Below are 23,664 nucleotides of genomic sequence, written 5' to 3'. Positions count from 1 at the left end.
CTCACACCTTCCTTATTTCTATATTCCAAAAATGGTTAGTAGGACCTACTCCATGCCCTATGGCCAACGAATGTTTTATAGCCCCTGTAATGTATGCTTTCGCTCTTTTTATCGACTCAACTAAATCATGGCCTAAAGCGATATTGGCAGCTATAGCTGAGGAAAATGTGCAGCCTGTACCATGGGTGTTTTTAGTATCAATCCTCTCTGATGTAATTTCATAAAACTCTTTTCCATCGTAAAATACATCTAAAGCATCACCTGTAAGATGTCCACCTTTTACAACTACTGTTTTTGCTCCAAAATCTAAAATTTTTTTAGCTGCTTCTTTCATATCGGATACACTTTTGACTTCTTTTCCGATTAACTCCCCTGCCTCCATAAGATTTGGCGTGACTACAAGGCTTAAAGGTATCAATTCTTTTTTCAAAGCCTCCACTGCTTGCGGCTTCAATAAATAGCTTCCACTTTTTGAAATCATGACAGGGTCCAGCACAACATTTTTTACATTGTAATCTTTTAATCCCTTTGCAATCATCTTAATTATGTCTTCATTAGACACCATACCTATCTTCACTGCATCGGGATACAAATCCTCAAAAATTGCCTTCATCTGCAAATACACCATATCAGGACTTATATCCTCAATTCCCAAAACTCCCATGGTGTTTTGCGCTGTTATTGAAGTAATGACACTCATGCCGTATATTCCATGGGCTGAAAAAGTCTTTAAATCTGCCTGTATACCTGCTCCTCCCCCAGAGTCAGAGCCGGCAATAGTAAGGGCTAATTTCATAAAAACACCTCCAAAATAATAAAATATGCCCACCTGTTCAGGTGAGCACTTTTTACAAACTTCGTAAAACGTGCTTCCCTGCGCAGGCATTACCCTGACAGGTTCAAAGGGTCGGGAACGAATCCCCTCTCAGCCACTTTTTGGCTCCCCTAGCACTTGTCTTATTTAGTTTTGTCCAATGCGCTTAAGTAATTATACCACAAACCTAAAAAATTCAATAATTATTTTGAAAATTTACGCTTAGCGGCTGGCTCCTCCACCGCCGGCAGAACCTCCGCCGAAGCCTCCTCCGCCGCCAAAACTTCCGCCGCCGAAGCCACCACCTCTAAAACCTCCAAAGCCTCCTCCAGAACCAAAGCTTCCCGGTCCCCACCAGTTTCCCCTTATATTTCTTCCTCCTCTTCCAAAGATAATAAATATTAAAATGAGTATAATCACTACAGCAATATCTTCCCACGATATACCGCTATCATTGCTACTTGCATTGACACTGTATTTGGAAGCATCCAGTCCCTGGAGGTCTATATTGTACTCTTTTGCAACTCTTGAAGCTATTGCCATATAACCTTCATATATGCCTTTAGAGTATTCACCCCTTGCCCAGTAAGGCAAAACAAAATCGTCCAAAATCCTTCCTGCAACAGAATCCGGTATTGCCCCTTCCAAGCCATAACCTACATCAATTCTCACTTTGCCAGATTGCCCTTTTAAAAGTCTATCTTTTACCACTAAAAAGAGAACACCGTTGTTTTTTTCTTTGTCTCCTATTCCCCACTTTCTAAAAAGGCTAAGAGAATATTCCTCTATTGGGTAATCTCCAATGCTGTCAACTGTCACAACTATTATTTGCGCCTTTGTTGCATCATCCAAAGCTTTCCCTAGTTTTTCCATCTCTTCTATATCATTTTGGGACATAAGCCCCGCATAGTCATATACATATCTAAACTGAATAGGTTTAGGTGGAACATCAGGAGCACAAAATGCTATTGAATTAAAAAAATAATAATAAAAAGGCAATTAGAAGTAAAAAAACTTTCTTTTTCATTTTAACCCACATCCTTTCGCTTTGCTCAAGCACAAATTGTAATGAAAGTGTGCTATTGAGCGATATTTTTGATATAATTTCTTTAAAATATATAGATATACTACAAAGCACGGAGGAGGGAGTGGAATTATTTTTACCACTCATTGGACTCAAGTCCGCATTTTAACATGTGTAGAATATCTTCTCAAGCACAAATAAGTGTGACTTTGATCACGTACACTAATCATTGTATAAGCAATTCCTTAGTGTTTTTGTGCTGGATATTCAGTCAATGTCTATATATTTTAATTTTTATCTCTAGGGTTGATCAATCAGTCAAGATGAAGGTTTGCAGAAAACACTATGACTTTATCAATCTTTGTGTTTCTGAGTTGGATAAAGCCATTTCTCAATTGGCCAAACCTTATCAAGACTTGATTGATATCTCTGTTACCCTACCTGGCATAACCGAAAAATCGGCAACTTATATCATCGCTGAAATTGGCACGGATATGACAGTTTTTAAATCTGACAAGCACCTTTGCTCTTGGGCTGGTCTTACTCCTTATGCCCAAATTTAACTATTTTACTTTCACACTACTTCTCCCTATCTCAATATTTTGTGATTAACTTAATTAAGCTTTAAAAATATCATTTTTTCGCTAAATTTAAACTATTTTAATGTATTACATTCTTTCGTTTAGACTCCCTTTTCACATTCATTTAATTTTCAATGCTCAAATGAAGTTTTTGACGTTTATATATTACATATTTTGTATAATTTAGTTTTTGTTTTTGATAATTTAATTTACTTTTCCTCATGTCTAGTATATTAGCATAGATAATAATAAGTATCAATACAAATTTTTAAAATATGTTGCCTTTTCTAAAAAATTAGGTTATATTATTACGCGGAGAAGCGTTAGGCCTCAAATTCGAGCAATGATTTCCGGGGAAGCTCCGTTCAATTCTAGGTACCACACGGTTTGGGTACGCTCAGCGGATCATAGCAGCAACGTAAAGCTTAATATCATTTTCAGCGGCATTACTTATAGAAAGAGTTAACATCTGATGGAAATGATCAAAGAGTGTTTCTGCATGTTTTGCCCAAAAAATAGGAAGCAGCCAATAATTTTCCTTACTCCGGCTAGTGCCATACTCTCCCATCCTTCGAATGGAAGTAATGAAACATGTACATGAGATGAGAATCTACAATTTCTTTCATCAATCTTATTCACCTGCCCTATTCTAGATCTTTGTTAAACTACATCAAGTTACAAAAACTTCTTTTTTAACAACATTATAATCAGCTTCATCATCCATACGGTTAATAACTTCAGCCAATCGTTCATTTTGTGCAACTGATACTCCTATATTGTTGATAAAGCCTGCTTCCGTTTTTAGATTCAGCCTCAGAAAAACAAAAGTGCTGAAGATGCTAATAAAGGGCGTACTACTATTGTAGTAGCCCATAGACTTTAGATTATTCGGAAGATGGATATTATTTATGTTATATCTAATTGCGTACAGATAGTATAGCGCATGTTCCTCACTGTTTTTTCTTTAACATTAACGTTGGGTTACGGGTTTTACATTAAAATTAGACCTGTATTCGGTTTCTGCCCATAATACCCTTTGAGCCACCATAGCTTCTGGATTTAGTTTGACATCTTTTAATATCATTTCTTTAAATTTGTCATATCCCACTTTGTCAATAAGGTGTCCACCATGGATGTATTCAGGTTTGTTGTTCATAACATCAGCAGAAAATGTCTCCCAGTTTTTAAGTACGCCTAAAACTACATCTTCTGTAACCCAGTTTAAAAAGATTTTTCCCATACGAGGTGTTTGCTTTCCTGTTCTGCCACCGATCAATACCCTGTAGAATTTTTTAGGGTTCCTGGTCCAAGCACCGGTTGGACACACTAGGACGCATTCGCCACAACCGACACAGCAGCAGGTATCTTTCACGATTTTTCCTTTTTCTACAGATAAAACACCCGTTGCATGACGAGCACACGCTTCTACACACTTTTTACACCCTATACAGCGTTCATAATCGTATTCAGTTTTTGTAATACCTATTATGCCGAAATCAGTGAAATGAGCTTTAGCACAGTCGTTAGGACATCCTGCTATGCTTATCTTTATATGATAGTCACTGGGGAATATGACTTTTTCTATCTTTCTAGCAAGGTCGGTTGTGTCTATATTGGCTTTTATACAGTGGCGATTGCCTATGCAAGCCATTATATTACGAGCACCTATAGTCGGATACCCGTTGTCATCAACTACCATATCAACGCCGCATAAATTTACTTCAATTTCTTCGATATATGGTCTTATATATTTGTTAACCTCATCTATATATTCATATTTGATCCCTGGTATTGACACCGTCTGCCTGAGCCCAAAGTGAAATTCTCCATTTCCCCAGGTTTCCGCAATATGCTGAAAGAGCGATAAATATTTTGCCTCTATGACACCACCAGGAACACGCATTTGGAGCATGAATTCCCCACGCACTTTTGACTGGCGGTAACAATTTTTTCGAAGTTTTTTTATATCTATATCATAACTCATATAATTATCCCTCCTATTAATCCAACAGATTTTTTGCTTTAGTATAATTAAAGACAGGTCCTTCCAAGCAAACATATGTCTCATTTATCTTGCAATGGCCACACTTGCCAACACCACAAGACATTTTTCTTTCAAAAGATAACCAGATTTTATCTTCGGTCACACCCTTCTTTAAACATTCTAAAGCAGCAAAGTGCATCATAACAGGAGGACCTACAATTACTACATTGTAATTTTCAAAATTGTTAAACGGTATTTTTTGAATGTGCTCTGTAACAAAGCCGACCTCAAAGCCTTCTATCTTATCTTTATCAAGAGTATAAATCGTGTTAAACCTTTTTCTAAAATTACTTAAATCCTCCTTGAACAGTATACTCTTTTCGTCCTTAAATCCCGCAATGAAATACAGAGAGTGTATTTCATCTGGATGTTCATAAAAATACTTTAAAAGGCTTCTGACGGGGGAAACCCCAGTACCACCAGCGATAATAACTAAATCCTTACCCTTAAAATCATCTAGAGGAAATGGATTACCATAAGGCCCTCGCATAAATATCTTATCACCGGGTTTTAAATTAAATATTTCATTGGTGACCTTTCCCACTTTTCGTATGGTGAGCTCTACCCAACCATCTCCCATCGCACTTACCGATATGGGGGCTTCTCCTACCTTAGGTAAAGATACCTGAAAGAATTGTCCATGTTTTACCTTTGCAATGGTTTCTATCCTGAAAGTATATTCATTTTCTGTTTCGCGTATAATATCGATTATTTTATGGGGAGTTGGAAGCATTATATTTCCACTCATTTACTTTACCTCCTCAATTGATGCTGTTTGCCTTATATCTTTTTTAATTGTCTCCGCTTTTTTGAGTTTTTCCACTTCATCGTACAAGCGATTAATTGTAGCAGGAAAAGATATTAATTCAGGACATCTTTCATCACATCGCCCGCATCCTACACACATGTGTTCGTCTTTAAAACGAAGTTTGTAGTCATAAATTTTATGCAGAGTTCTGAATCTCATCCGCTCTCCCGCAGTTTTTCTGAAACTTAATCCACCTGCCATTGTCGTGAAATCTTCGTGCATACAGCTGGCCTGAACCCTTCTCCTCTCGCCAACTTTTCCGTTTTCAGTGTATGTTACGTCTAATGTGGTAAAACAGCTGCAAGTTATACACACGGCGGTACAGGCTCCACAGCTTATACATCTTGAATTATAACTTTTCCACATATCGAGATCGTAAATTTTTTTTAATAACTCATAGCTATCAATTTCAGGAATATTAACTTTTGTCGGGTTAGAAGTAACAAATTCAGGAGTAAATTCTACTTCTTTTTCATTGGCAAATAAACCGGTAAATTCATTGTCTTTTATTTCTACCAATATGTTATCACTATCAAATCTAATTGCTAAACTGTAGTCGTCGGTTTTATTAGAACCCATTGAGACGCAAAAACAACTATCCCAACCTCCTTTTTTGCATTCCATTAAAATAAATTTTACTTTTTCCCGTAAACGCTTGTAGTAAATATCTTCCGTTCCCCCGTTTTTGAGAAATATGGTATCAAGTCGTCTAAAACCATTTATGTCACAAGGGCGAGCAAGTATCAGAATCTTTTTGTCATCCACTTTGCTTTCCATATATTCATCTTCAGTAAAGTAGAATAATCGCTGGGTAATCGGATATATCACTTCCTTTGGTGAGAAATCTGATTTCTCATCGTAGACTACATCCTCAATTGAATTAATTTCTGCATATCTGATCAAATCAGTGTCTGAATAACGACCACGCTTTTCAAAGCGCACAGGAGCATATATCTTATACTCTTTTTGCAATTCTTTTAAGATTTCATTCATCCTTTTAATGTTTACACAATAGCTCATCTTCCTCCTCCTCTTAACCAACTAATTTGATATAATTATAACATTCTTTGATATAATTATAACATTTACAAAAATTTTAGTCTAATAATAAATAGTTATATTATGCATAACAATTATATTATGAATGATCATTTGCATAAACTTACAATTTTGTGCGTCTATTTCTTTATACTATAGTAAACTAAACTCTAAAATTCGAAAAAATCACAAAGGCAGTAAAGCGCAAGACTTGAGGGAGTTAAATAATACCAAAATTTTCCTTTTATCTTTTCATTAGTAAAATAATATGATATTATGAATTTACCTGCTCCCGGAGATAATCGGCGAGTTCAGGAAAAGGTTCAGTGTCGACGTCTACTTTACGATTGACAATACGGCAGGGATAGAAAAGCTGATATTTGACAATTCTATAGACCTTGGCATTGTCGAAGGGCCAGTTCATTCAAGGGACATTGTTGTAACACCCTATATAGACGATGAGCTATATCTTGTATGCTCAAAAAACCACAGGTGGGCAGAAAAAAAAGCATCAGCCCCGCAGAGATTGAAAATGAGGATATAATCATGCGAGAAAAGGGAAGCGGGACGAGGGAGGTTTTTGAGGAGACCATGGCGAAAAATAATATGAGGTACAGAATAAAATACGTTCTTAACAATACAGAGGCCATAAAAAAGGCCGTCCAAGCCAATATAGGCGTTTCGGTCATATCCAAGCTGGCCGTGAAAAAGGAGATAAGAGGCGGTAGGCTCGTAAAAGTTGACATTGAAAATATAAGGTTTGAAAGGAAGTTTAGCATCATTTATCATAAAGATAAGTTCAAGTCGAATCTGTTCGAAGAGTTTATAAAACACCTTTATAATTACAGCATAAGGTAGCGCCACAAAGCACAACCTGCAGCCACACCGATTAAAATAACCCATCAGCTTCAACATTTTGACAACAGGACCTCCGCAAAAAACTGAGATAAAGTAAAATATTAACCATTTTTGCAAAGTCCTATTTTAATTTATTACAGGAATGCTTATTTGGAAAAATCCACCTTGGGCACAGTTTTTGCAGCTTCATCTGCTTTAAAATATTCTCTCTCTTTAAAGCCAAACATATTAGCAATGATAGAGGTAGGAAAAGACCTTATCTTGGTATTATACGCCTGAACAGCATTGTTATAATCCATTCTCGCTACAGCTATTCTGTTTTCAGTCCCCGCTAGTTCGTCGCTTAACTGCCTGAAATTTGCATCAGCTTTTAAATTAGGGTAATTTTCTGCAATAGCAAGAAGCCTTCCCAATGCTGTATTTAATTCATCATTTGAAGCTGCTTTTTCAGCAACAGTGTTAGCGCTTAAAAGTTTTTCTCTCGCTTTATTTACACTTTCAAAAACTTCTTTTTCATGGGCTGCATATCCTTTAACAGTCTCAACTAAATTAGGAATTAAATCAGCCCTTCTTTGGAGCTGGTTGTCAATCTGGCTCCATTTACTGTTTACATTTTCGTCTAATGCTACCAGTTGATTATATGTGCCGTAAATCGTCCCAAATGCCAGTATAACTATTAAAACTAAAACAATCAATACAACGACTAAAGGATTTTTCACTTCCATTCCCCTCTCAAAAATTTTTTACAATACTATTATACAATTTATTTTGTAAAGTAAAATCTATATTTCCATATTCTCTTTTTCCTATTATTACTTTTTTAATGTTAATTTATAATATTCTCTAATATTTTTCTGTATTCTTTCATTTGGATCACCTTTTTCTATACAAATTTTGATTTTTAAACATCTTTACTTTTTTATTATAGAAAACATTTTTTCAAATATCAATAGCATATGTAAAAGTTAACATTTTATATAAATTTATAACAAAATTTCTGTTGACATTTTTGTTAAATCGTAATATTATCTTAATTAAGAAAGATTTCTTATTTAATAAAAGGTTGTGATTACAATGCGTAAACAAGAAGCAATCAAAAAATTAAAAGACCACAATTACAAGCTCACACCCCAGCGAGAATTAATACTGGATATAATGTTAAACCAGCAGGGATATTTATCTGTGAGGGAAATATATGAAAAAGTGAAAGAGGTTTTCCCTCAGATAAGCATTGACACAGTTTATCGAAACTTAAGCCTTTTAAAAAACATAAATATTTTAAATGAAACAACAATTGGCAATAATATTATGTATGTAATGCAAAAAGAAATACACAATCACACTATGAAATGCCTAAAATGCGGTAAAATTTTTGAGCTAAACATATGCCCTCTTGAACTTTGGATAAACCAAATAAAAGACTTTGAAATTGTTGACCACAAAATAGAAATTGTTGGTTATTGCAAAGACTGCAGAGCCAATAAAAACTAACTATCGGAGGTAATATTTATGAAAAAAGCTTTAATCTCTATGATACTTATAATGGCTTTAGTTTTAGGTTTAACTTCTTGTGGCACAAAGACAGCTGAACCTTCAAAACCAGTAGTATACGCATCTTTTTATCCCATCTATGACTTGTCATCTAAAATAGGTGGAAACAAAATAGTTGTAAAAACCATTATACCATCGGGTGTTGAACCTCACGATTGGGAACCTACTACAAAAGATGTGGCTGAGATGACAAAGGCAAACACTATATTGTATTTAGGACTTGGTATGGATTCCTGGATTGACAAAATAAAAAGCAATGCTCCTAATGTAGCATTTTATGAAGTATCAAAAGGTGTAAACCCAATAAAATACGGCAATGAGACAAATCCACACATATGGTTGTCTCCAAAAGAAGCTTTGATAATGGCTAAAAACATAAAGGAAGCGTTGCAAAAAGCAGACCCAAAAAGCAAAGATTATTTTGAAAAGAATTATCAAAGCTTAAAAAATACATTAGAAAATCTTGATAAAGAATATACTGACGCTCTTTCACAGACAAAACACAAAACATTTATCGTATACCACAGCGCTTTTGATTATTTGGCAAGAGACTATGGACTAAAGCAAGAAGCACTGGTGGGAATGAATGAAGAGGCAGAAGCAAGTCCTGCTCGAATAGGTGAAATTATAAACTTAATAAAGAAAGAAAACATAAAGTACATTTTTACAGAGCCTTTAACTTCACCAAAGCCAATACAGACTATAGCAAAAGAAACAGGAGTGCAAGTTTTGCCTCTAAATACTATTGAAGGACTGACGAAAGAGGACATAAAGAAAAAAGAAGATTACATCTCTTTAATGAAACAAAACCTTGAAAACTTAATAAAAGCATTGGAGTAGGTGAAAATGAATTTGATTGAACTTAAAAATGTGAATTTTTCTTACGATAGTAAAAAAGTTCTCAGCAACGTTTCTTTAAAAATAAATAAAGGAGAATTCATAGCAATCATTGGACCAAACGGGTCAGGAAAAAGCACACTTATCAATATCATGGTGGGAAATCTCATTCCCACTTCCGGCGAAGTTTTGTACGATGGAGTAAACCTACAAAATATAAAAAATAGGTCTTTTATAAGTTATGTACCCCAAAAATCTTATTCTTTTAATGCCTCTTTTCCTGCCAGTGTAGAAGAAGTAGTATCAATGGGATTATACGCAAAAAAGGGGTTATTTAAAAGACTATCCAAAAAAGATTGGGAAGAAGTCTATGAGGCTTTAAAAATTGTAGACATGCTCGATTATAAACAAAGTTTAATAGGAAAACTATCGGGTGGACAACTGCAAAGGGTTTTCATAGCTCGCTCTTTAGTTGCAAAACCAGAAATACTTTTTTTGGATGAGCCTACAGCAGGAATTGATGCAAAGTCTGAAAAGGCTTTATACGCTATCCTTGAAAAACTAAATAAAGAAAAAGGCATAACAATTGTAATGGTAACCCACGACGTTTGGGCAATTACCAACAAGGTTACAAGAATAATATGCATGAGTGAAGGTAAAATCAACGAAAAGTGTGAAGCCGTCGACCTTACAGCAGGAGAATTAGCTGAAGTATACGGATATCCAGTAAAAATAGCAAAACATCATCACAATGGGAGTGTTAACAATGATTGATATTTTTTCATATAAATTTATGATAAGAGCCTTTATCGCAGGAAGTATCATTTCAATAATTGCACCTTTAACAGGTAGCTTTCTTGTCCTAAGACGGCTTTCACAAATAGGTGATACCCTTTCTCACGTTGCTTTAGCAGGAGTGGCAGCAGGTATTTTACTTGGAATAAATCCTACACTAGGTTCCATAATTGTAGTACTTTTAGCTTCTTTTGGAATAGAAAGACTGAGAAATACATATTTCAGGTATTCAGAAATATCAATAGCCATAGTAATGTCTGCAGGAATGGCAGTAGCAATAATTCTTTTAAGTCTTTCAAGAAGCGGCGCCACCAACATAATGAATTATCTCTTTGGAAGTATTGTCTCTGTAACAAATACCGATGTTCTTTTGATTTTAACCCTTGGCATTATAGTAGTTTTATCAATTGTTTTACTATATAAAGAACTTTTATACATTACATTTGACGAAGAAGCAGCAAAAATTTCAGGAATACCCGTAAGCTATATAAACTTCTTTTTTACAATACTTGTAGCATTGACCGTCGCTCTTTCCATGAGAATTGTAGGAGCACTTTTAGTATCTGCTTTAATGGTAATACCGGCTGCCGCAAGTCTAAGAATTGCCCAAAGCTTTAAACAGACAATATTTTATGCAATCTTGTTTTCATTTATATCAGTTTTTTTGGGAATATTTTTATCCTTTTACTTAAATCTTTCACCTGGCGGCAGCATAGTCATTGTATCACTAATAATCATGGGACTTGCCTCTTTGAAAAAAAGGTAAATTTGAATATAAACAATCTACTCAACAAAACAGCCATCAGCCTGTTTTGTTTTTCTTTTTAAAAAAGATAGGAGGCAATCCCTATCCCCTCGAATACTCAAAAACTTCAGTGTATTCACTCATAAAAATATCTATAGGCAAAACCCAGTATCCATCATTATAATCGATGTCGATTCCCGTTATATTGTAATAGCCTCTCCAAGGAACTAAAGAACAATACCACGCCTTTGGATTGTTTTTATGGGCGCTCCAATAATATCTCTCTCCTAAGTGTTTTGTAAGTTCATCAACAACCGCAATTCTTTGCTGTAAAGTTGTATTAGGCACATAAAGTCCCCAAGCTTCCCCAAAGTTTTCATGATAAAATCGAATAGATTCGTATATTACTCCTTTGTTTGGTTCTGCAGTGAGTAAGCATTCATCATCAACGCTCCCATGATATCTTCTGCTATCGAATATAGCAGCATGTCTAATAGCACCTTGTATGTGAAAGCCAGGACTTGTAGCCAAAACAATATCGCCTATGGTAAAATTTTTAAAAGAGAGATTGTTGTAATAGATCTCTTTTTTTCTTTTGGGAGAGATGTTTATCCCAAATACTTCTTCATAATCTACGTCTTTCAAAAGCTCATATAGGCTGATTTTATATTTTTTTGCGTCCAACTTCCTTTCATAAGGTTTTGATATCATTATAAGGTCTCCAATTTTTAGAAATCTGTCATAAAAAGTTTCTTTAGGTATTGCCTTTTTCTTTTTAATTCCCTCTTTATAATAAAATTCTATAATATCAATTCCACCATATTTTTTCTCTATATTGTCCCTCATCATATATGCATCATCTCCCTATGATACATATATGTGGTTTCTTTAAATCATTTGTGCATGTCTTACTTTAATGTTTTATAGCGTCAAAAATCATTTTTACTGCATATTATATAATCCGAAATATAGCTTTTATACAAATTAGAAAAGCATTTTTAAAGGTGGTATGCATTTTTATACTGCTCATGAGAAGCTGCTTATCCAAAACTTCGCCAAGGCACACTAAGATTCTTCCGCAATGCACTTTGCGCATAAAAGCGGAGACTTATTAAATGACCTTGTCTACAGTCTGAAAAGCCCTGCTAAATATTGCAAGACTTTTAAATTACAGCTAAACATAGGTCTTTCCTATATTTAACAAAAATTCTTTTATTTCTTCATACTTTTCCATTTTAAACACTGCTTCCCTGAGTTTGGCACTTCCATATAATCCCTTTAAATACCAAGCAATATGTTTTCTCATTTCAAGAATACCTGTACGTTCACCTTTGTATTCTATCATCATTTCCAAATGCCTGATAATCACTTCTATTTTTTCTTGTATTGTCGGCTCAGGAAGTAATTCTCCGCTATTTAAAAAATGTACAGTTCTTTTGAATATCCAGGGATTACCCTGCGCCCCTCGTCCTATTAAAATTGCATCGCATCCCGTTTCCTCCAACATTCTTTTTGCATCTTCTGGTGTAAATATATCGCCATTGCCCATAACAGGTATTTTTACACTTTCTTTAACTTTTTTTATTATACTCCAGTCTGCTTTTCCAGAATAAAATTGTTCTCTCGTCCTTCCATGAACAGCTACCGCCTTGACACCACAGCTTTCAGCGATTTTCGCTATTTCTACTGCATTTACGTGACTATCATCCCAACCTTTTCTTATTTTAACTGTTACAGGTTTATTTGAAGCCTTTACGACAGATTCCATCACTTTTTCTGCCAATTCTGGTTTTAGCATGAGTGCCGCCCCATCACCATTTTTAACTATTTTAGGGGTAGGGCATCCCATGTTTATATCGAGAATTAAAGCTTTGCTATCATTTAGCCTTCTTGCTATCTCCCCCATAATATCTGGATCAGAACCAAATATTTGAAGAGCCACCTTCTCTTCCTCATCAATATCTGTCAACACTTTTGTATTTTCACTGCCATAATAAAGGCCTTTGGCGCTTACCATTTCTGAATATGCAAGGCCACAACCCATTTCTTGACAAATCAATCTAAAGGGCTTATCTGTAACTCCTGCCATAGGAGATAAAAATACGTTATTTTTTAAAACTACATCGCCTATTTTCAAACTTATTTCATCCCTTTCGCTGTCAATCTCCTGTATATAATCTACTTACCTATATATTTTATCATATATTTTCTTCTCTCTAACTGTCTTTACAAAAGAGAAAAGCTGCGGTTTCCCACAGCTTTTCTCTTCTTTAGCTCTTATTTTGTATATTTTGCGTATACATATCCAAATCCGCCATTATACTGTATCTGATACCATCCATTATATTCTCCAACTACTTTTAGTTCTGTACCATATGGTACTGCTCCTATCTTCTTTGCATTTATAGAATTCCCTACTCTTACATTTAATCCGCTCTTAGCAGTAACTTTTACAGCTTTCAAAACAGTTACATTTGACGGATTTGGCGTTTCAGCAACGTATTTGCCGTAGATGTATCCTGTCTTGCCATTGTAGTCAATCTTGTACCATCCGTTGACTTCTTCAAGCAATGTCACAACTTTTCCGGCAGGAAGGACTCCTAAAATTTTGTCTGAAGTGCTTGCGCCGGCCCTCACGTTAAGCGCTGATGCAGTTACAATGCCATAGTTGTATACAGGTTGTGGTGCAGGTTGTAGTACTGGTGCTTCAATTTCTTCTTCTACAGGTGTTGTTGAGATATACCAGTAATTTTCAACAGTTGGTGTAATTGTACCATGCTCCTGAATGTATCTGATCATCAAATTCCTTACCTGTCCGTCGTCGCCATAAGCTTTTGCGGAATCAAATACGATTTCTGGATTTGTTATTCCAGCAGCTTGCATAAATCCACCGCCGCCGTTAAACCTATAGTTGTTTATTGCTACTGTGAATACATCGTCATCTTTTACAAGTTTGCCATTGACTTTGAGATTCTTAATTCTATGCCCTGCTGGTTGTGTTAAATCTATTACATAGCTTGCGCCGTATAGTTGGTCAAGATTGTAATCAGGTATATTTAAAGTAGGATCTTTTGTTATAGGATCATTTGGCGAGGAAACTTGTTTGTAATACCTTGCTGACCATTCCATCCAGTCTTTTAATTGTTTTCCTGTCATCTTTATTCCATACAAGTAGTTTTCATATACATATACACCCATGATGTCCTGAATTGTTATATCGCCTTTCAATATCTTTGCTGAACTGCTAAGTGGTGCAGCAATTGATAGATCAGTTTTTGCATAATATTTTTGAACTTTATTGATAAGGTCCATTATAGCTGTCTCTTTTACTGTCTGTTCAGTACCTAAGAAGTCACCTGCTGCAACACCAATTTTTGTTCCTATGTATTTAAGTGTTGCATCTTGATATGGTTGTGCCAGTTTAATGATGTCAGGATCTGCCTGTATAGAATCGTCCATTTTTACAGTCGTGCTCCATTTATCTCCTACTACCCATTTGCCTTCCGCATTTTTGACAATGTCAAAGTATATTTGTGATACATATTCACCCCATTTACCAGGTTGTGTTACTATAACAGTATTTCCTGCAGGGTTCTTATAATCGTGTTCTGGTATATTAATATGTGTATGTCCTGCAACTATTGCATCAATGCCATTTACCTTCGTTGCTACAGCAATAACTTGATTTTCTGGTATCACATCTGTCGGCTTTTCTTCGCCTGTATGCATAGTAACAACTACAATGTCTGCTCCTGCTGCTCTTAACTTAGGCACCCACTTATTTGCTTCCTCTACAAGGTCATTAAAGTGTAATCCTGCATAGTGGTCTTTATCTTCCCATGATGGTATAGTTTTGGTTGTAAGGCCTAATATACCCACTTTTACAGGTCCTTGTGGCGTATCAAATGTCTTAATATAGTAAGGGTCAACAAAGTTTGTTCCGTCATCTTTGTAAGTATTTGCTGAAAGCACATGGATACCTTCACTTCTCATGTCTTTTATGACCCTATTTAAGGCGTCAAGTCCATAATTGTATTCATGGTTGCCCAATGTCCAGGTATCATATTTCATTGCTCCCATTACTTTCGCCAGTGGATACTCTGCTTTAGTATCTATTTTGTCATAGTAGTAAGAAAGTGGCGTTCCTTGAATTGTATCTCCATTATCAACTAATGCTACATATGGATATTGTTCTCTTACTTGTTTTACATAAGTAGCTACTTTGGCAAGACCTCTATTCGCAGGTTTTGCAGTGTTGTAGTCCCATGGGAATATATTGCCATGTATATCTGATGTAGCAAGTACTGTTACTAATATACTGTTATTTGCACCAGGTGCAATTCTATTATCTACTTTTGAAGTAACAACTTTTTGCGCTTTAACTGCCTCTATAAATGCATCTCTTACAAGCTTATATGTGTCAACATAGGTTTTTACAACATCAGGGTCTGTAAAACCTTTAAAGCCATCTCCGCCAGTACCCATGAAATTGTTTGTAGCAACAAGATAAGTCTTATCCATTGCTATTGGTGTTCCGTCGGATTTTTTCATGTCAAATACTCTGTGCATTGAAGGTCTCGTTGGGTCATATTTAAAGGAAAGTCCTGCAACTTGTATGCCCTTTCCTCCATCTTGAACAGCCTGCTCAAGGATAGTTTTTACTTGCGCACCTGTCATTTTCATTGTAACTATTGTGTTGTCAAAAGGCATCAGCTGATACATCATTCCAACAGTTATATCGCCCTTTGGAATATCTCTCCTAAGCCCACCATTATTAGCAAAACCAAAATCTGCTCCTACTGCATCCTTTGTCACTTGTGCTGCCCAGTTACCTAAGAGAGAGTCTCCATAAGGTTGCGCACTTTGAGTCCTTGTCAAGTCAATTGCAGCTTGACCTATCACTTCGTTAAATATAGGTCCCACATCTTTAGAAGCTTTATCAACAATGGCTTGTACATCAGGATCCACTACAGGATTTTGTGTAGAATACAAACCTGTAATATCAATGTATTGCATATCGCCTGTTGTAACTGTGCCATCATCATTTAATGTTATCTTTAAATCGATGAATCCTCTGCCATAATAGTAAGCAACCCCTACAGGAATTCCATTTACTCTTGTAGTGACAATTGAATGTGTATGTCCACCAAATATAGCATCTACACCTTTAACTTGTTTTGCAAAGTCTATAAGATTGCCTGTTGCATTACCTGACTTATCTTGATATGCACCCATATGTGCCAGTACAACAACAATTTGCACACCTTGTTGTCTTAACTGCTGCGCTAAGTCATTTACAATTGGAACAGGATCTTTAAATTCAACATTTTGTATATATGCAGGCATTATTATATTTGGGAATTCTTTATTGTCTACGATGCCAATTATGCCGATTTTTACTCCATCTCTTTCAATAATTACATAGGGCTTTACATAACTCACAGGCTTCCCAGTTGTTTTATCATACACATTTGCTGCAAGAACGGGAATTGCTGAATCTTTAAGTGTAGCATTTTGCGTATCAATTACTGAATTAATACCCCAGTCATATTCGTGATTCCCAAGAGTTATTGCGTCAAAGCCAATGTTTTTCATCATGTCAATAACTGGCTGTCCTTTTAAGACGTTGGAAAGCGGCGTTCCTTGGAACATATCTCCGCCAGATAAAATTACAGTTCTGTCAGGATTTTGAGCTTTTATATCTTTAATTTGTTTTGCCAAAACACCTGCTATTTGCTGCTTATAAGTTGTCCCATTACTTAATTTACCATCATTTTGTAAATAACCGTGAAAATCGGTAACTTCAATAAAGTCAAACGTTTTTGACGTTGCAGCAAAGGCTATCTGCGGTATTGCAGAGAAAAACATGCTAAATACCATTATTGCTGCAACAAGTATAGCCAGTACCCTTGACCTTTGCCTAAACATTTACATCCTCCCTTTCACTGGATCTTTGGATCAACTAAATAAATATATCTCCTATTGACCACCTCCATATAATACAACAATGCGGAAAAATTCCTGACATTTTAAGCATACCAGATGAATGTTAAATAGAAGTTAAACTATTATTAATTTTGTGTAAATTACATCATACATCAGATGTCAGACAAGTCTTAATATAATTATATAAAACACTTTTTTGACCTTCAACAACGATTTAGGACAATGTCACATATTTATTTCCAATTTTACTCCCCTTTGCTTTTTCTTTTATACGTTTACTTAGTATTGTAGACATTTTTAAATTTATTATAATAATCTTCCTTTAGAAAAAGATGATATAGAATTCAATCTATATCATCTCAGTTTGTTGACAAAGTCAAAAATTTTTTAAAGGAGATATTTTGCATCGTAGCTCCAGTGTTCCAAAGCGACAAAACTAAGCTCGACCTTCGGGTTCCGGCAGGGTTCCGGGCACATTCGACATCCTGTCTCAGGTGCCCGCCTCCGCCCTCCTTGGCTTCGGCCCTGCCTCCACCCTCGGTCTTGCTAAGTTTTGTTAACGCTTTGTCACAAGTCGCTCCTTATGCAAAATATCTCCTTTCCGAAAGTTTGTTTACAGTCTGAGATAATATAGAATCCAATCTATATCATCTTTTTCCAAAAGCTTCTTTCAATTCTTTATATTTTTTTACAATTTCCTGCAATAAACCACTATTTTCTTCTAAACCTGTAACTTTGCTTATTGTTTTTTCTAAACCGAAATTTTTAATGTCATTTTGGATTTCACAAGCTTTAGGGTCTTCCTTATAATCAAACAAAAGCCCTGCAGCTATACCGTATAGTATAAATTGGGGCATAACTCCAATTTCGTAGCAAAACTTAGCAGGCATCATTAACCGGTCATTTCCCGCTAATTTCCTTGTAGGCTCTCTCCCTACTCTTACAACTTCGTCTTTTAAATAGGAGTTTTTAAACCTTTTTATTACCTTACTTGCATACCTCCCTAACTCATCTTTTTTTATATTGTGCTTTCTAGAAAGCGCAAGAGAAGCTTCTTCTTGCATTCCAGACACTATATTTCTTATAAAATCATCCTCAATCGCTTCATGTATATATTTATACCCTTTTAAATATCCTAAATATGCAGTGGTAGCATGGGCTCCATTTAATAAAAATAATTTTCTCTCTATATAAGGTTCAAGGTCAGCGACAAGTTCCACCCCTTTGATATTTAAATCCCCAATAATTGCTTTTTTGTCAATATCCCATTCATAAAAATCTTCAACTGCTACATCTATTGGCAGTTCTTTCTTTATATCTACATTCGGTACTATCCTGTCCACAGCCGTATTAGGAAAACCAATTTTTTGATTTACGTACTCAATAAAATCTTTATCCTCTTTTTCCAATATACTATTTTTTAGTATATTTGTTGCAAACAGTGCATTTTCGCATGCCATTATATTCAAAGGTTTATCAATGTTAGCTTTTCTTATCTTTAAATAATTTCTTAATTTTTCCCCTATGCTCTTAAGATTATTAGCTCCTACTGAAGTCGTAATTATATCTGCATCTACAATAGCCTTGGATAGATTTTCTTCATCTTCGATATGAATAGCTTTGATGTTTTTTACTTCTTCCTTTTCCACATTATCTTTTAAAATAATCACATTATATCTTTTATAGGTATTTATACTTTCTACCAATTCTTTAGATATATCAACAAAAGTTATTTCATATTCAGATTTATAAAGCAAATACCCTATAAATCCTCTGCCTATATTCCCTGCTCCAAAATGAACCGCTTTTAACATATTATTCATCACCTTTTTGAAGTATTTCTATTATTTCTTGTTTTGTCCTTGCCTTTTTCAATTTCTCGACATTTTCTTCATACTGGCAGGTAAGAGCTATTTTTGATAATATCTCTAAATGTTCATCTCCCTTGCCTGCAATTCCTATGACAATATAGGCAATATTTCCATCTCCAAAATCTACTCCTTTAGGATATTGCGCTATAACTATTCCAGATTTTTTTATATATTTTACATACCCAGAAACACCGTGAGGAATAGCAATACCATTACCTATATAAGTTGTTACATCTTCTTCTCTTTTTTTCATACCTTCTATATATTCTTTTTCAACATAGCCATTTTTAAAAAGCAAATTTCCTACTCTCTCAATAGCTTGTATTTTAGATTCTGATGGTACATTTAATACGATATTATTTTCGTTTAGTATTTCTCTATTCATCCTCCAAAGCCTCCTGTGTATCATTTAGTATTTTAACTAAGCTATTTCTAATATCTTTAATATCACCAAACCTCAATATTTCATTAAAAGCTTTATCCTCAATTAGCGAAATACTTATTTTACCTAACATCTCTAATATTTCACTGCTTTCTGTTTTCCTTGCTAACATCACAAGAAAAGTATCTACTTCTTCATAAGAAAAACCAACACTTTTCATTTTCAATGGAGTTTTTAGTTTATAGACGCCGACAAAAGGCATTACCATTTTGTCACTTCTTGTATGAATTAAAGCAATGTGTGTGTTTGGTATGACAACATTGCCCATGGCTTCCCTTTTAAAGATTAGCTCTTCTATTTCTTTTGCATCTTCAGTAAGCATTAAATCATATAAATCTTTTGCAATGAATTTTATTAAATCTGCAATAGTTTTTGCTTCCACGTATTTCAACTGCAAATTCCGAAGTATTTCATCTGCTATTTCAAAGTTTTGTCTCTTTTTCACCATCGGCAAATTCCCTGGCAATTCTTTTTCTTTCTTGACTGCATATTTCTCTATAAACTCTTCGACCTTTTTAATATCTTCTTCTGTCAAAAAAGGCGATACCACAATTACATTATCTTTTAAATCTTCAAGCTTTACTGTAGAAATTATTAGGTCATAGTCATCACTCTTTTTCTTATACTCCCATATTGACCCTATGTCAATAGCATCAATTTCTCTAAAAAGAGTTTTTAATTTAGCTGATAATATTCTCGCAGTTCCCATTCCATTCGGACATATAACAAAAACTCTCAGTTTTTTTGATAAAGCTTGCTGTCTTTCAATTGCAGCTCCAATATGCATTGTAATATAACCAATCTCTTCTTCAGGTATCATAAGATTATATTTAGAAAAAATTAACTTGCAAGCTCTATTTACCGCTTTAAACAAATCACCATAGTAATTTTTAATTTCTTCTACTAATGGATTGGTAGTCTGAAGTCCCATTGTCAATCTATAAAGGGCAGGTTCAAAATGCTGTGACAGCCCTACAATAAGTTGTTCGTCGCAATTTATCTTTATGTTTAAAAGCCGAGAAACTTCTTCCACAACCTCTTTTGATAAATCTTGTAAAGAAATGCCAAGTTCTTCAAATCTATTTTGTTTATAAACGTATTTTTTGGGACTTAAATGAATAGCCAAATATGCCAATTCAGCATCTGGCAAATATATTTCATTTTCTTTCAATATTTTTTCTACATCTTTCATGAAAATAAATTCATTAGAAAGTAAAATGTCCTTTACAAATTCATCGTTAAGTTGTATTGGCTTGTCTATTTTTGTTCTGTAAATAGAAACAAGTAAATGTATAAACATTCCAAAGTAATTTAAGTCAGATAAGTGATCATGTATAACATTTTTAATTTGTTGTACAATTCTTTTCACTAATTGAACTAACTCATTGTCAAAAACTGTGCTAAAAAATGTGTATACATATTTGTCTTTTTCATCATTATAGACAAAAGCTAAAAGTTCTTCTATGGGTTTATAGTTATAAAACAGCTCCACAATTGCATTTCTTTTATCTAATTCACTTCCTTCTACTTTAATCCCGTAACCTCTTCTTCTGATAAGAGATAAATTTCTCATTTTCAACCATTCTTCTATTTTGTCTAGATAGAGACTTATAGTTCCTTCTACAACATTAAATTGATAACTAAAATAAGCAGCTTTTATAGGTTCCTCTGAAAGCAACAATTGTATTGTCATCAATATTTGCCTTTGCTCTGGAGTTAAAAGCCATTGGAGAGGAATGGCGCCTAAAGAAGCATGGATTTTATCTAACGCTTCTTCCTCTCCTTTTAAAATGATTTGTCCATTGTCCTCTATAATAACAGCTTTATATTTTTTTAAATTATTGTTTATAGAGGCTATTTCTCTCATAATAGTTCTTTCACTTACATCCATAAGGTTGGAAAGGTCCTTTATATTGAAAGGACCTTTCTCTAATAAAGTTTTTAATATAAATTTTTGTCTTACAGTTAGATCTTCCATACTCTTCACCATAAATTTTATTTTATTTTTTAAGGTTCTTTACAAATTCATCATAGACTGTATTGTCTAAAAAGTTTTTGACCGTTACAATTTTAGCATGGGGCACAACTTGAGAAGCTCTTTCTGCAAGGTTTTCCTGTGTAAATACAACATCGGCCTCTTTTGGTATTTGATTTACAGCAGAATGCTTAACTACAATATCCAATCCTGCTTCTTTTAATTTTTTCTTTAAAATAGTTTCTCCCATTGCTGAAGAACCCATACCAGCATCGCAAGCAAAAACAATCATTTTAGGCATACCTTCTATTTTTTGTACACTAGGATTTACTTCTTCAACTTTTTGTCCTTTGCTTTGCGCTTTAAGTCCGCTAACGATCGAGCGAGCAAAAGTCATGCTTTCGGCACTCATGCTTTCTTCACTTGCCCTTTTTACAATAACAGAAGCTATGAGGAAGGAAACAATAGCACCAACTGTAATACCTGCAAGTACAGGAAGTAGTCCGCCTTTTGGTGCCATAGCTATCTCTGCAAATATACTACCAGGTGAAGGTGTAGCTACCAACCCTGCTTTTGTCAAAACAAATGTCGCGTCTGCAGCCATTCCACCACCTATAACTGCCAAGAGTAGTAATGGATTCATCAAAACGTAAGGGAAATATATTTCATGTATTCCGCCAAAGAAGTGTATTATGATGGCACCTGGAGCTGATTGTTTTGCATCGCCTTTTCCAAAGAACCAATATGCCAGCAAAACTCCCAAACCTGGACCCGGATTAGTTTCCAGCAAAAAGAATATTGACTTTCCAAACTCTTTAACTTCTGCTACTCCAAGAGGAGCCAATATACCGTGATTTATAGCGTTATTCAAAAACAATATCTTCCCTGGTTCTATAAAAATCGCTATTAACGGTAATAAGCCTTTATTTGTAACCCATTGAGCTGCTGCGCCCAACCCTACTGAGATGCCGTTTACAACAGGTTCAATGAAAAGAAATGCTATAATCGCTAATAAACCACCTAAAATGCCTGCTGAGAAATTGTTGACAAGCATTTCAAAACCTGCTGGGATTTTTCCCTCTACAAGCTCGTCAAATTTTTTAATAACATAGCCTCCTAAAGGACCCATCAGCATAGCACCGAGAAACATCGGTATAGATGAACCGATTATGATACCTGCTGTTGCAATGGCTCCTACCACTCCACCTCTTACATCGTATACAAGTTTACCACCTGTATAACCGATTAAAATTGGTAAAAGATAAGTTATCATAGGTCCAACAAGTTTAGCCAAATGTTCATTTGGAATCCACCCTGTTGGAATAAAGAAAGCAGTAATAAGTCCCCATGCTATAAAGGCACCAATATTAGGTATTACCATGCCAGCCAAGAAGCCACCAAGCTTTTGCAACTTCGCTTTCACACTTCCGCCACCAGTTATGAGAGCATTAGTATTTTGCATAAGTTTTACCTCCTTTTTGCATTTATTCTTCTATAATTATTGTAAACCCCTATATGCATTTATGCAATTCAAAGAAAATCAGTTTTGTCATTCGTTTTCTTTGACAAAATTGAAGATAAAAAAATAACCGGCGAAAAAACCGGTTATGATTAATCAACAAATCCATTGTTTTCGGATAATTCTTCAAGAAAAAGTATGCCACCATCTGCTTTTTCAACAAGGCCTATTCTATCCTTATCGGCACCTGTATACGCTCCTTTTTTCACTCCAAACAGTTGTGACATTAAAAGTTGCGGATTATTAGCATAGTCAGCACAGTTAAAAGTCACAAAAGGAGCATTTCTTTTTATTCTCCCAATTTCTTTTGGGAAACTATACATGACTTCTGCAAACATGGATTTGCCAGTACCCGTCTCCCCAAGCAAAAGTGTATGAAGGCCATTAGGAGGATAAATTATAGCAGCTTTTGCTTGCTGTACGGCATTTTTAAGGCTTAAATTAGCTCCTATTATGCTGTCAAATACATCTTTCACTACCATATCACTTTCATCAGAAACCATATCAAGTTCTTTAACCTTATACAAAACTGGTTTACCTTCAACTTTTATGACTTTTCCTTCTCTAAAAAGGGTATTTAAATCGCTGGAAGCATTTGTTCTTTGTATATTAAGGGCATGTGCAATTTCCATAGCTGAAACTCCCACTACTTCTCTTTTTTCAGCGAATTGCTTATTGCACAATTCCTTTAGACAATTATAAACTTTGTCAATTCTTTTCACATCCTTCGCCACCTTTACGATACATTTTATCATAAAAGACAAAAAATAATACACTTTAAAACACTTAATCATTATTAAGATTTCTAAGGAATTT

The 23,664-nt window shown here is 34.9% G+C and carries 18 protein-coding genes, 4 pseudogenes and 1 riboswitch; of the genes and pseudogenes, 6 read left to right on the top strand and 16 right to left on the bottom strand.

Annotated elements, in window-relative coordinates:
* Position 1: 1 nt before the first annotated feature.
* Positions 2–796 (bottom strand): bifunctional hydroxymethylpyrimidine kinase/phosphomethylpyrimidine kinase, encoded by a 795-nt coding sequence (thiD, locus tag TKV_RS01480; protein ID WP_049684470.1) that lies wholly within the window; start codon positions 794–796, stop codon positions 2–4.
* A gap of 58 nt (positions 797–854) precedes the next feature.
* Positions 855–957, bottom strand: a riboswitch (TPP riboswitch).
* 79 nt (positions 958–1,036) lie between these two features.
* A pseudogene (locus TKV_RS01475) lies at positions 1,037–1,841 on the bottom strand (TPM domain-containing protein).
* Between the two features lie 320 nt (positions 1,842–2,161).
* On the opposite strand from TKV_RS01475, the gene TKV_RS01470 reads away from it, so the two are divergent.
* The gene (locus tag TKV_RS01470) at positions 2,162–2,401 is read left to right on the top strand and encodes a transposase (protein WP_236617295.1); all 240 of its coding nucleotides are present in this window, start codon (positions 2,162–2,164) and stop codon (positions 2,399–2,401) included.
* Between the two features lie 433 nt (positions 2,402–2,834).
* Here TKV_RS01470 and TKV_RS14045 read toward each other — a convergent pair.
* From TKV_RS14045 to asrA, 5 genes and pseudogenes are all read right to left on the bottom strand, one after another.
* Positions 2,835–3,049: pseudogene (locus TKV_RS14045) on the bottom strand (hypothetical protein); the annotation flags it as partial.
* A gap of 40 nt (positions 3,050–3,089) precedes the next feature.
* Positions 3,090–3,293 (bottom strand): hypothetical protein, encoded by a 204-nt coding sequence (locus tag TKV_RS12670; RefSeq protein WP_148307232.1) that lies wholly within the window; start codon positions 3,291–3,293, stop codon positions 3,090–3,092.
* 96 nt (positions 3,294–3,389) lie between these two features.
* Positions 3,390–4,403, bottom strand: a complete 1,014-nt coding sequence (gene asrC, locus TKV_RS01465) for a sulfite reductase subunit C (RefSeq protein WP_049684469.1) — start codon at positions 4,401–4,403, stop codon at positions 3,390–3,392.
* Positions 4,404–4,419: 16 nt separating this feature from the next.
* Positions 4,420–5,211: an anaerobic sulfite reductase subunit AsrB gene (gene asrB / locus TKV_RS01460; RefSeq protein ID WP_049684468.1), complete on the bottom strand. Its 792-nt coding sequence runs from the start codon at positions 5,209–5,211 to the stop codon at positions 4,420–4,422.
* The gene (gene asrA, locus TKV_RS01455; RefSeq protein ID WP_049684467.1) at positions 5,212–6,291 is read right to left on the bottom strand and encodes an anaerobic sulfite reductase subunit AsrA; all 1,080 of its coding nucleotides are present in this window, start codon (positions 6,289–6,291) and stop codon (positions 5,212–5,214) included.
* Positions 6,292–6,595: 304 nt separating this feature from the next.
* Between asrA and TKV_RS01450 the strand changes: the two are divergent.
* Positions 6,596–7,167: pseudogene (locus TKV_RS01450) on the top strand (LysR substrate-binding domain-containing protein).
* 146 nt (positions 7,168–7,313) lie between these two features.
* Here the strand turns inward: TKV_RS01450 and TKV_RS01445 are convergent.
* On the bottom strand, positions 7,314–7,886 hold the full coding sequence (locus TKV_RS01445) for a LemA family protein (protein WP_084574307.1): 573 nt from the start codon (positions 7,884–7,886) through the stop codon (positions 7,314–7,316).
* Between the two features lie 355 nt (positions 7,887–8,241).
* On the opposite strand from TKV_RS01445, the gene TKV_RS01440 reads away from it, so the two are divergent.
* From TKV_RS01440 to TKV_RS01425, 4 genes are read left to right on the top strand one after another with little or no spacing between them, the layout of a single operon-like run.
* Complete coding sequence (locus tag TKV_RS01440) at positions 8,242–8,658, top strand: Fur family transcriptional regulator (RefSeq protein ID WP_049684465.1); 417 nt, start codon at positions 8,242–8,244, stop codon at positions 8,656–8,658.
* An 18-nt stretch (positions 8,659–8,676) separates the two neighbouring features.
* The gene (locus TKV_RS01435; RefSeq protein WP_049684464.1) at positions 8,677–9,558 is read left to right on the top strand and encodes a metal ABC transporter substrate-binding protein; all 882 of its coding nucleotides are present in this window, start codon (positions 8,677–8,679) and stop codon (positions 9,556–9,558) included.
* A gap of 6 nt (positions 9,559–9,564) precedes the next feature.
* Entirely contained in the window at positions 9,565–10,329 is a 765-nt protein-coding gene (locus TKV_RS01430) for a metal ABC transporter ATP-binding protein (protein ID WP_049684463.1), read from the top strand.
* Positions 10,322–11,116, top strand: coding sequence for a metal ABC transporter permease (locus TKV_RS01425; protein WP_049684462.1), 795 nt, complete (start codon positions 10,322–10,324; stop codon positions 11,114–11,116). Before TKV_RS01430 ends, TKV_RS01425 begins: the two co-directional genes overlap by 8 nt.
* Before the next feature lie 81 nt (positions 11,117–11,197).
* Here TKV_RS01425 and TKV_RS01420 read toward each other — a convergent pair whose 3' ends face one another.
* The 8 genes and pseudogenes from TKV_RS01420 to TKV_RS01385 all read right to left on the bottom strand — a co-directional run.
* Entirely contained in the window at positions 11,198–11,944 is a 747-nt protein-coding gene (locus tag TKV_RS01420; RefSeq protein WP_049684461.1) for a hypothetical protein, read from the bottom strand.
* Between the two features lie 325 nt (positions 11,945–12,269).
* Entirely contained in the window at positions 12,270–13,232 is a 963-nt protein-coding gene (gene dusB, locus TKV_RS01415; RefSeq protein WP_049684460.1) for a tRNA dihydrouridine synthase DusB, read from the bottom strand.
* Positions 13,233–13,372: 140 nt separating this feature from the next.
* Complete coding sequence (locus TKV_RS01410; protein WP_049684459.1) at positions 13,373–17,023, bottom strand: 5'-nucleotidase C-terminal domain-containing protein; 3,651 nt, start codon at positions 17,021–17,023, stop codon at positions 13,373–13,375.
* A 665-nt stretch (positions 17,024–17,688) separates the two neighbouring features.
* Positions 17,689–18,855 carry a mannitol-1-phosphate 5-dehydrogenase gene (locus tag TKV_RS01405; protein WP_049684458.1) on the bottom strand — a complete coding sequence of 389 codons (1,167 nt, stop codon included), beginning with the start codon at positions 18,853–18,855 and terminating at the stop codon, positions 17,689–17,691.
* Between the two features lies 1 nt (position 18,856).
* Positions 18,857–19,297, bottom strand: coding sequence for a PTS sugar transporter subunit IIA (locus tag TKV_RS01400; RefSeq protein ID WP_049684457.1), 441 nt, complete (start codon positions 19,295–19,297; stop codon positions 18,857–18,859).
* Positions 19,290–21,344 carry a BglG family transcription antiterminator gene (locus tag TKV_RS01395; protein ID WP_049684456.1) on the bottom strand — a complete coding sequence of 685 codons (2,055 nt, stop codon included), beginning with the start codon at positions 21,342–21,344 and terminating at the stop codon, positions 19,290–19,292. Before TKV_RS01395 ends, TKV_RS01400 begins: the two co-directional genes overlap by 8 nt.
* Positions 21,345–21,354: 10 nt before the next feature.
* Positions 21,355–22,791 carry a PTS mannitol transporter subunit IICB gene (locus TKV_RS01390; protein WP_049684455.1) on the bottom strand — a complete coding sequence of 479 codons (1,437 nt, stop codon included), beginning with the start codon at positions 22,789–22,791 and terminating at the stop codon, positions 21,355–21,357.
* 176 nt (positions 22,792–22,967) lie between these two features.
* Positions 22,968–23,570, bottom strand: a pseudogene (locus TKV_RS01385) (sigma 54-interacting transcriptional regulator); the annotation flags it as partial.
* Positions 23,571–23,664 lie beyond the last annotated feature (94 nt).

The organism is Thermoanaerobacter kivui (assembly GCF_000763575.1).
Lineage (GTDB): Bacteria > Bacillota > Thermoanaerobacteria > Thermoanaerobacterales > Thermoanaerobacteraceae > Thermoanaerobacter > Thermoanaerobacter kivui.
This window is presented reverse-complemented; position numbering and strand designations above follow the sequence as displayed.

Excerpts from the sequence above, each read along its gene's own strand:
- thiD (WP_049684470.1), bottom strand. The coding sequence starts at position 796 with ATGAAATTAGCCCTTACTATTGCCGGCTCTGACTCTGGGGGAGGAGCA.
- TKV_RS01470 (WP_236617295.1), top strand. The coding sequence starts at position 2,162 with ATGAAGGTTTGCAGAAAACACTATGACTTTATCAATCTTTGTGTTTCT.
- TKV_RS12670 (WP_148307232.1), bottom strand. The coding sequence starts at position 3,293 with ATGGGCTACTACAATAGTAGTACGCCCTTTATTAGCATCTTCAGCACT.
- asrC (WP_049684469.1), bottom strand. The coding sequence starts at position 4,403 with ATGAGTTATGATATAGATATAAAAAAACTTCGAAAAAATTGTTACCGC.
- asrB (WP_049684468.1), bottom strand. The coding sequence starts at position 5,211 with ATGAGTGGAAATATAATGCTTCCAACTCCCCATAAAATAATCGATATT.
- asrA (WP_049684467.1), bottom strand. The coding sequence starts at position 6,291 with ATGAGCTATTGTGTAAACATTAAAAGGATGAATGAAATCTTAAAAGAA.
- TKV_RS01440 (WP_049684465.1), top strand. The coding sequence starts at position 8,242 with ATGCGTAAACAAGAAGCAATCAAAAAATTAAAAGACCACAATTACAAG.
- TKV_RS01435 (WP_049684464.1), top strand. The coding sequence starts at position 8,677 with ATGAAAAAAGCTTTAATCTCTATGATACTTATAATGGCTTTAGTTTTA.
- TKV_RS01430 (WP_049684463.1), top strand. The coding sequence starts at position 9,565 with ATGAATTTGATTGAACTTAAAAATGTGAATTTTTCTTACGATAGTAAA.
- TKV_RS01425 (WP_049684462.1), top strand. The coding sequence starts at position 10,322 with ATGATTGATATTTTTTCATATAAATTTATGATAAGAGCCTTTATCGCA.
- TKV_RS01420 (WP_049684461.1), bottom strand. The coding sequence starts at position 11,944 with ATGATGAGGGACAATATAGAGAAAAAATATGGTGGAATTGATATTATA.
- TKV_RS01410 (WP_049684459.1), bottom strand. The coding sequence starts at position 17,023 with ATGTTTAGGCAAAGGTCAAGGGTACTGGCTATACTTGTTGCAGCAATA.
- TKV_RS01405 (WP_049684458.1), bottom strand. The coding sequence starts at position 18,855 with ATGTTAAAAGCGGTTCATTTTGGAGCAGGGAATATAGGCAGAGGATTT.
- TKV_RS01400 (WP_049684457.1), bottom strand. The coding sequence starts at position 19,297 with ATGAATAGAGAAATACTAAACGAAAATAATATCGTATTAAATGTACCA.
- TKV_RS01395 (WP_049684456.1), bottom strand. The coding sequence starts at position 21,344 with ATGGTGAAGAGTATGGAAGATCTAACTGTAAGACAAAAATTTATATTA.
- TKV_RS01390 (WP_049684455.1), bottom strand. The coding sequence starts at position 22,791 with ATGCAAAATACTAATGCTCTCATAACTGGTGGCGGAAGTGTGAAAGCG.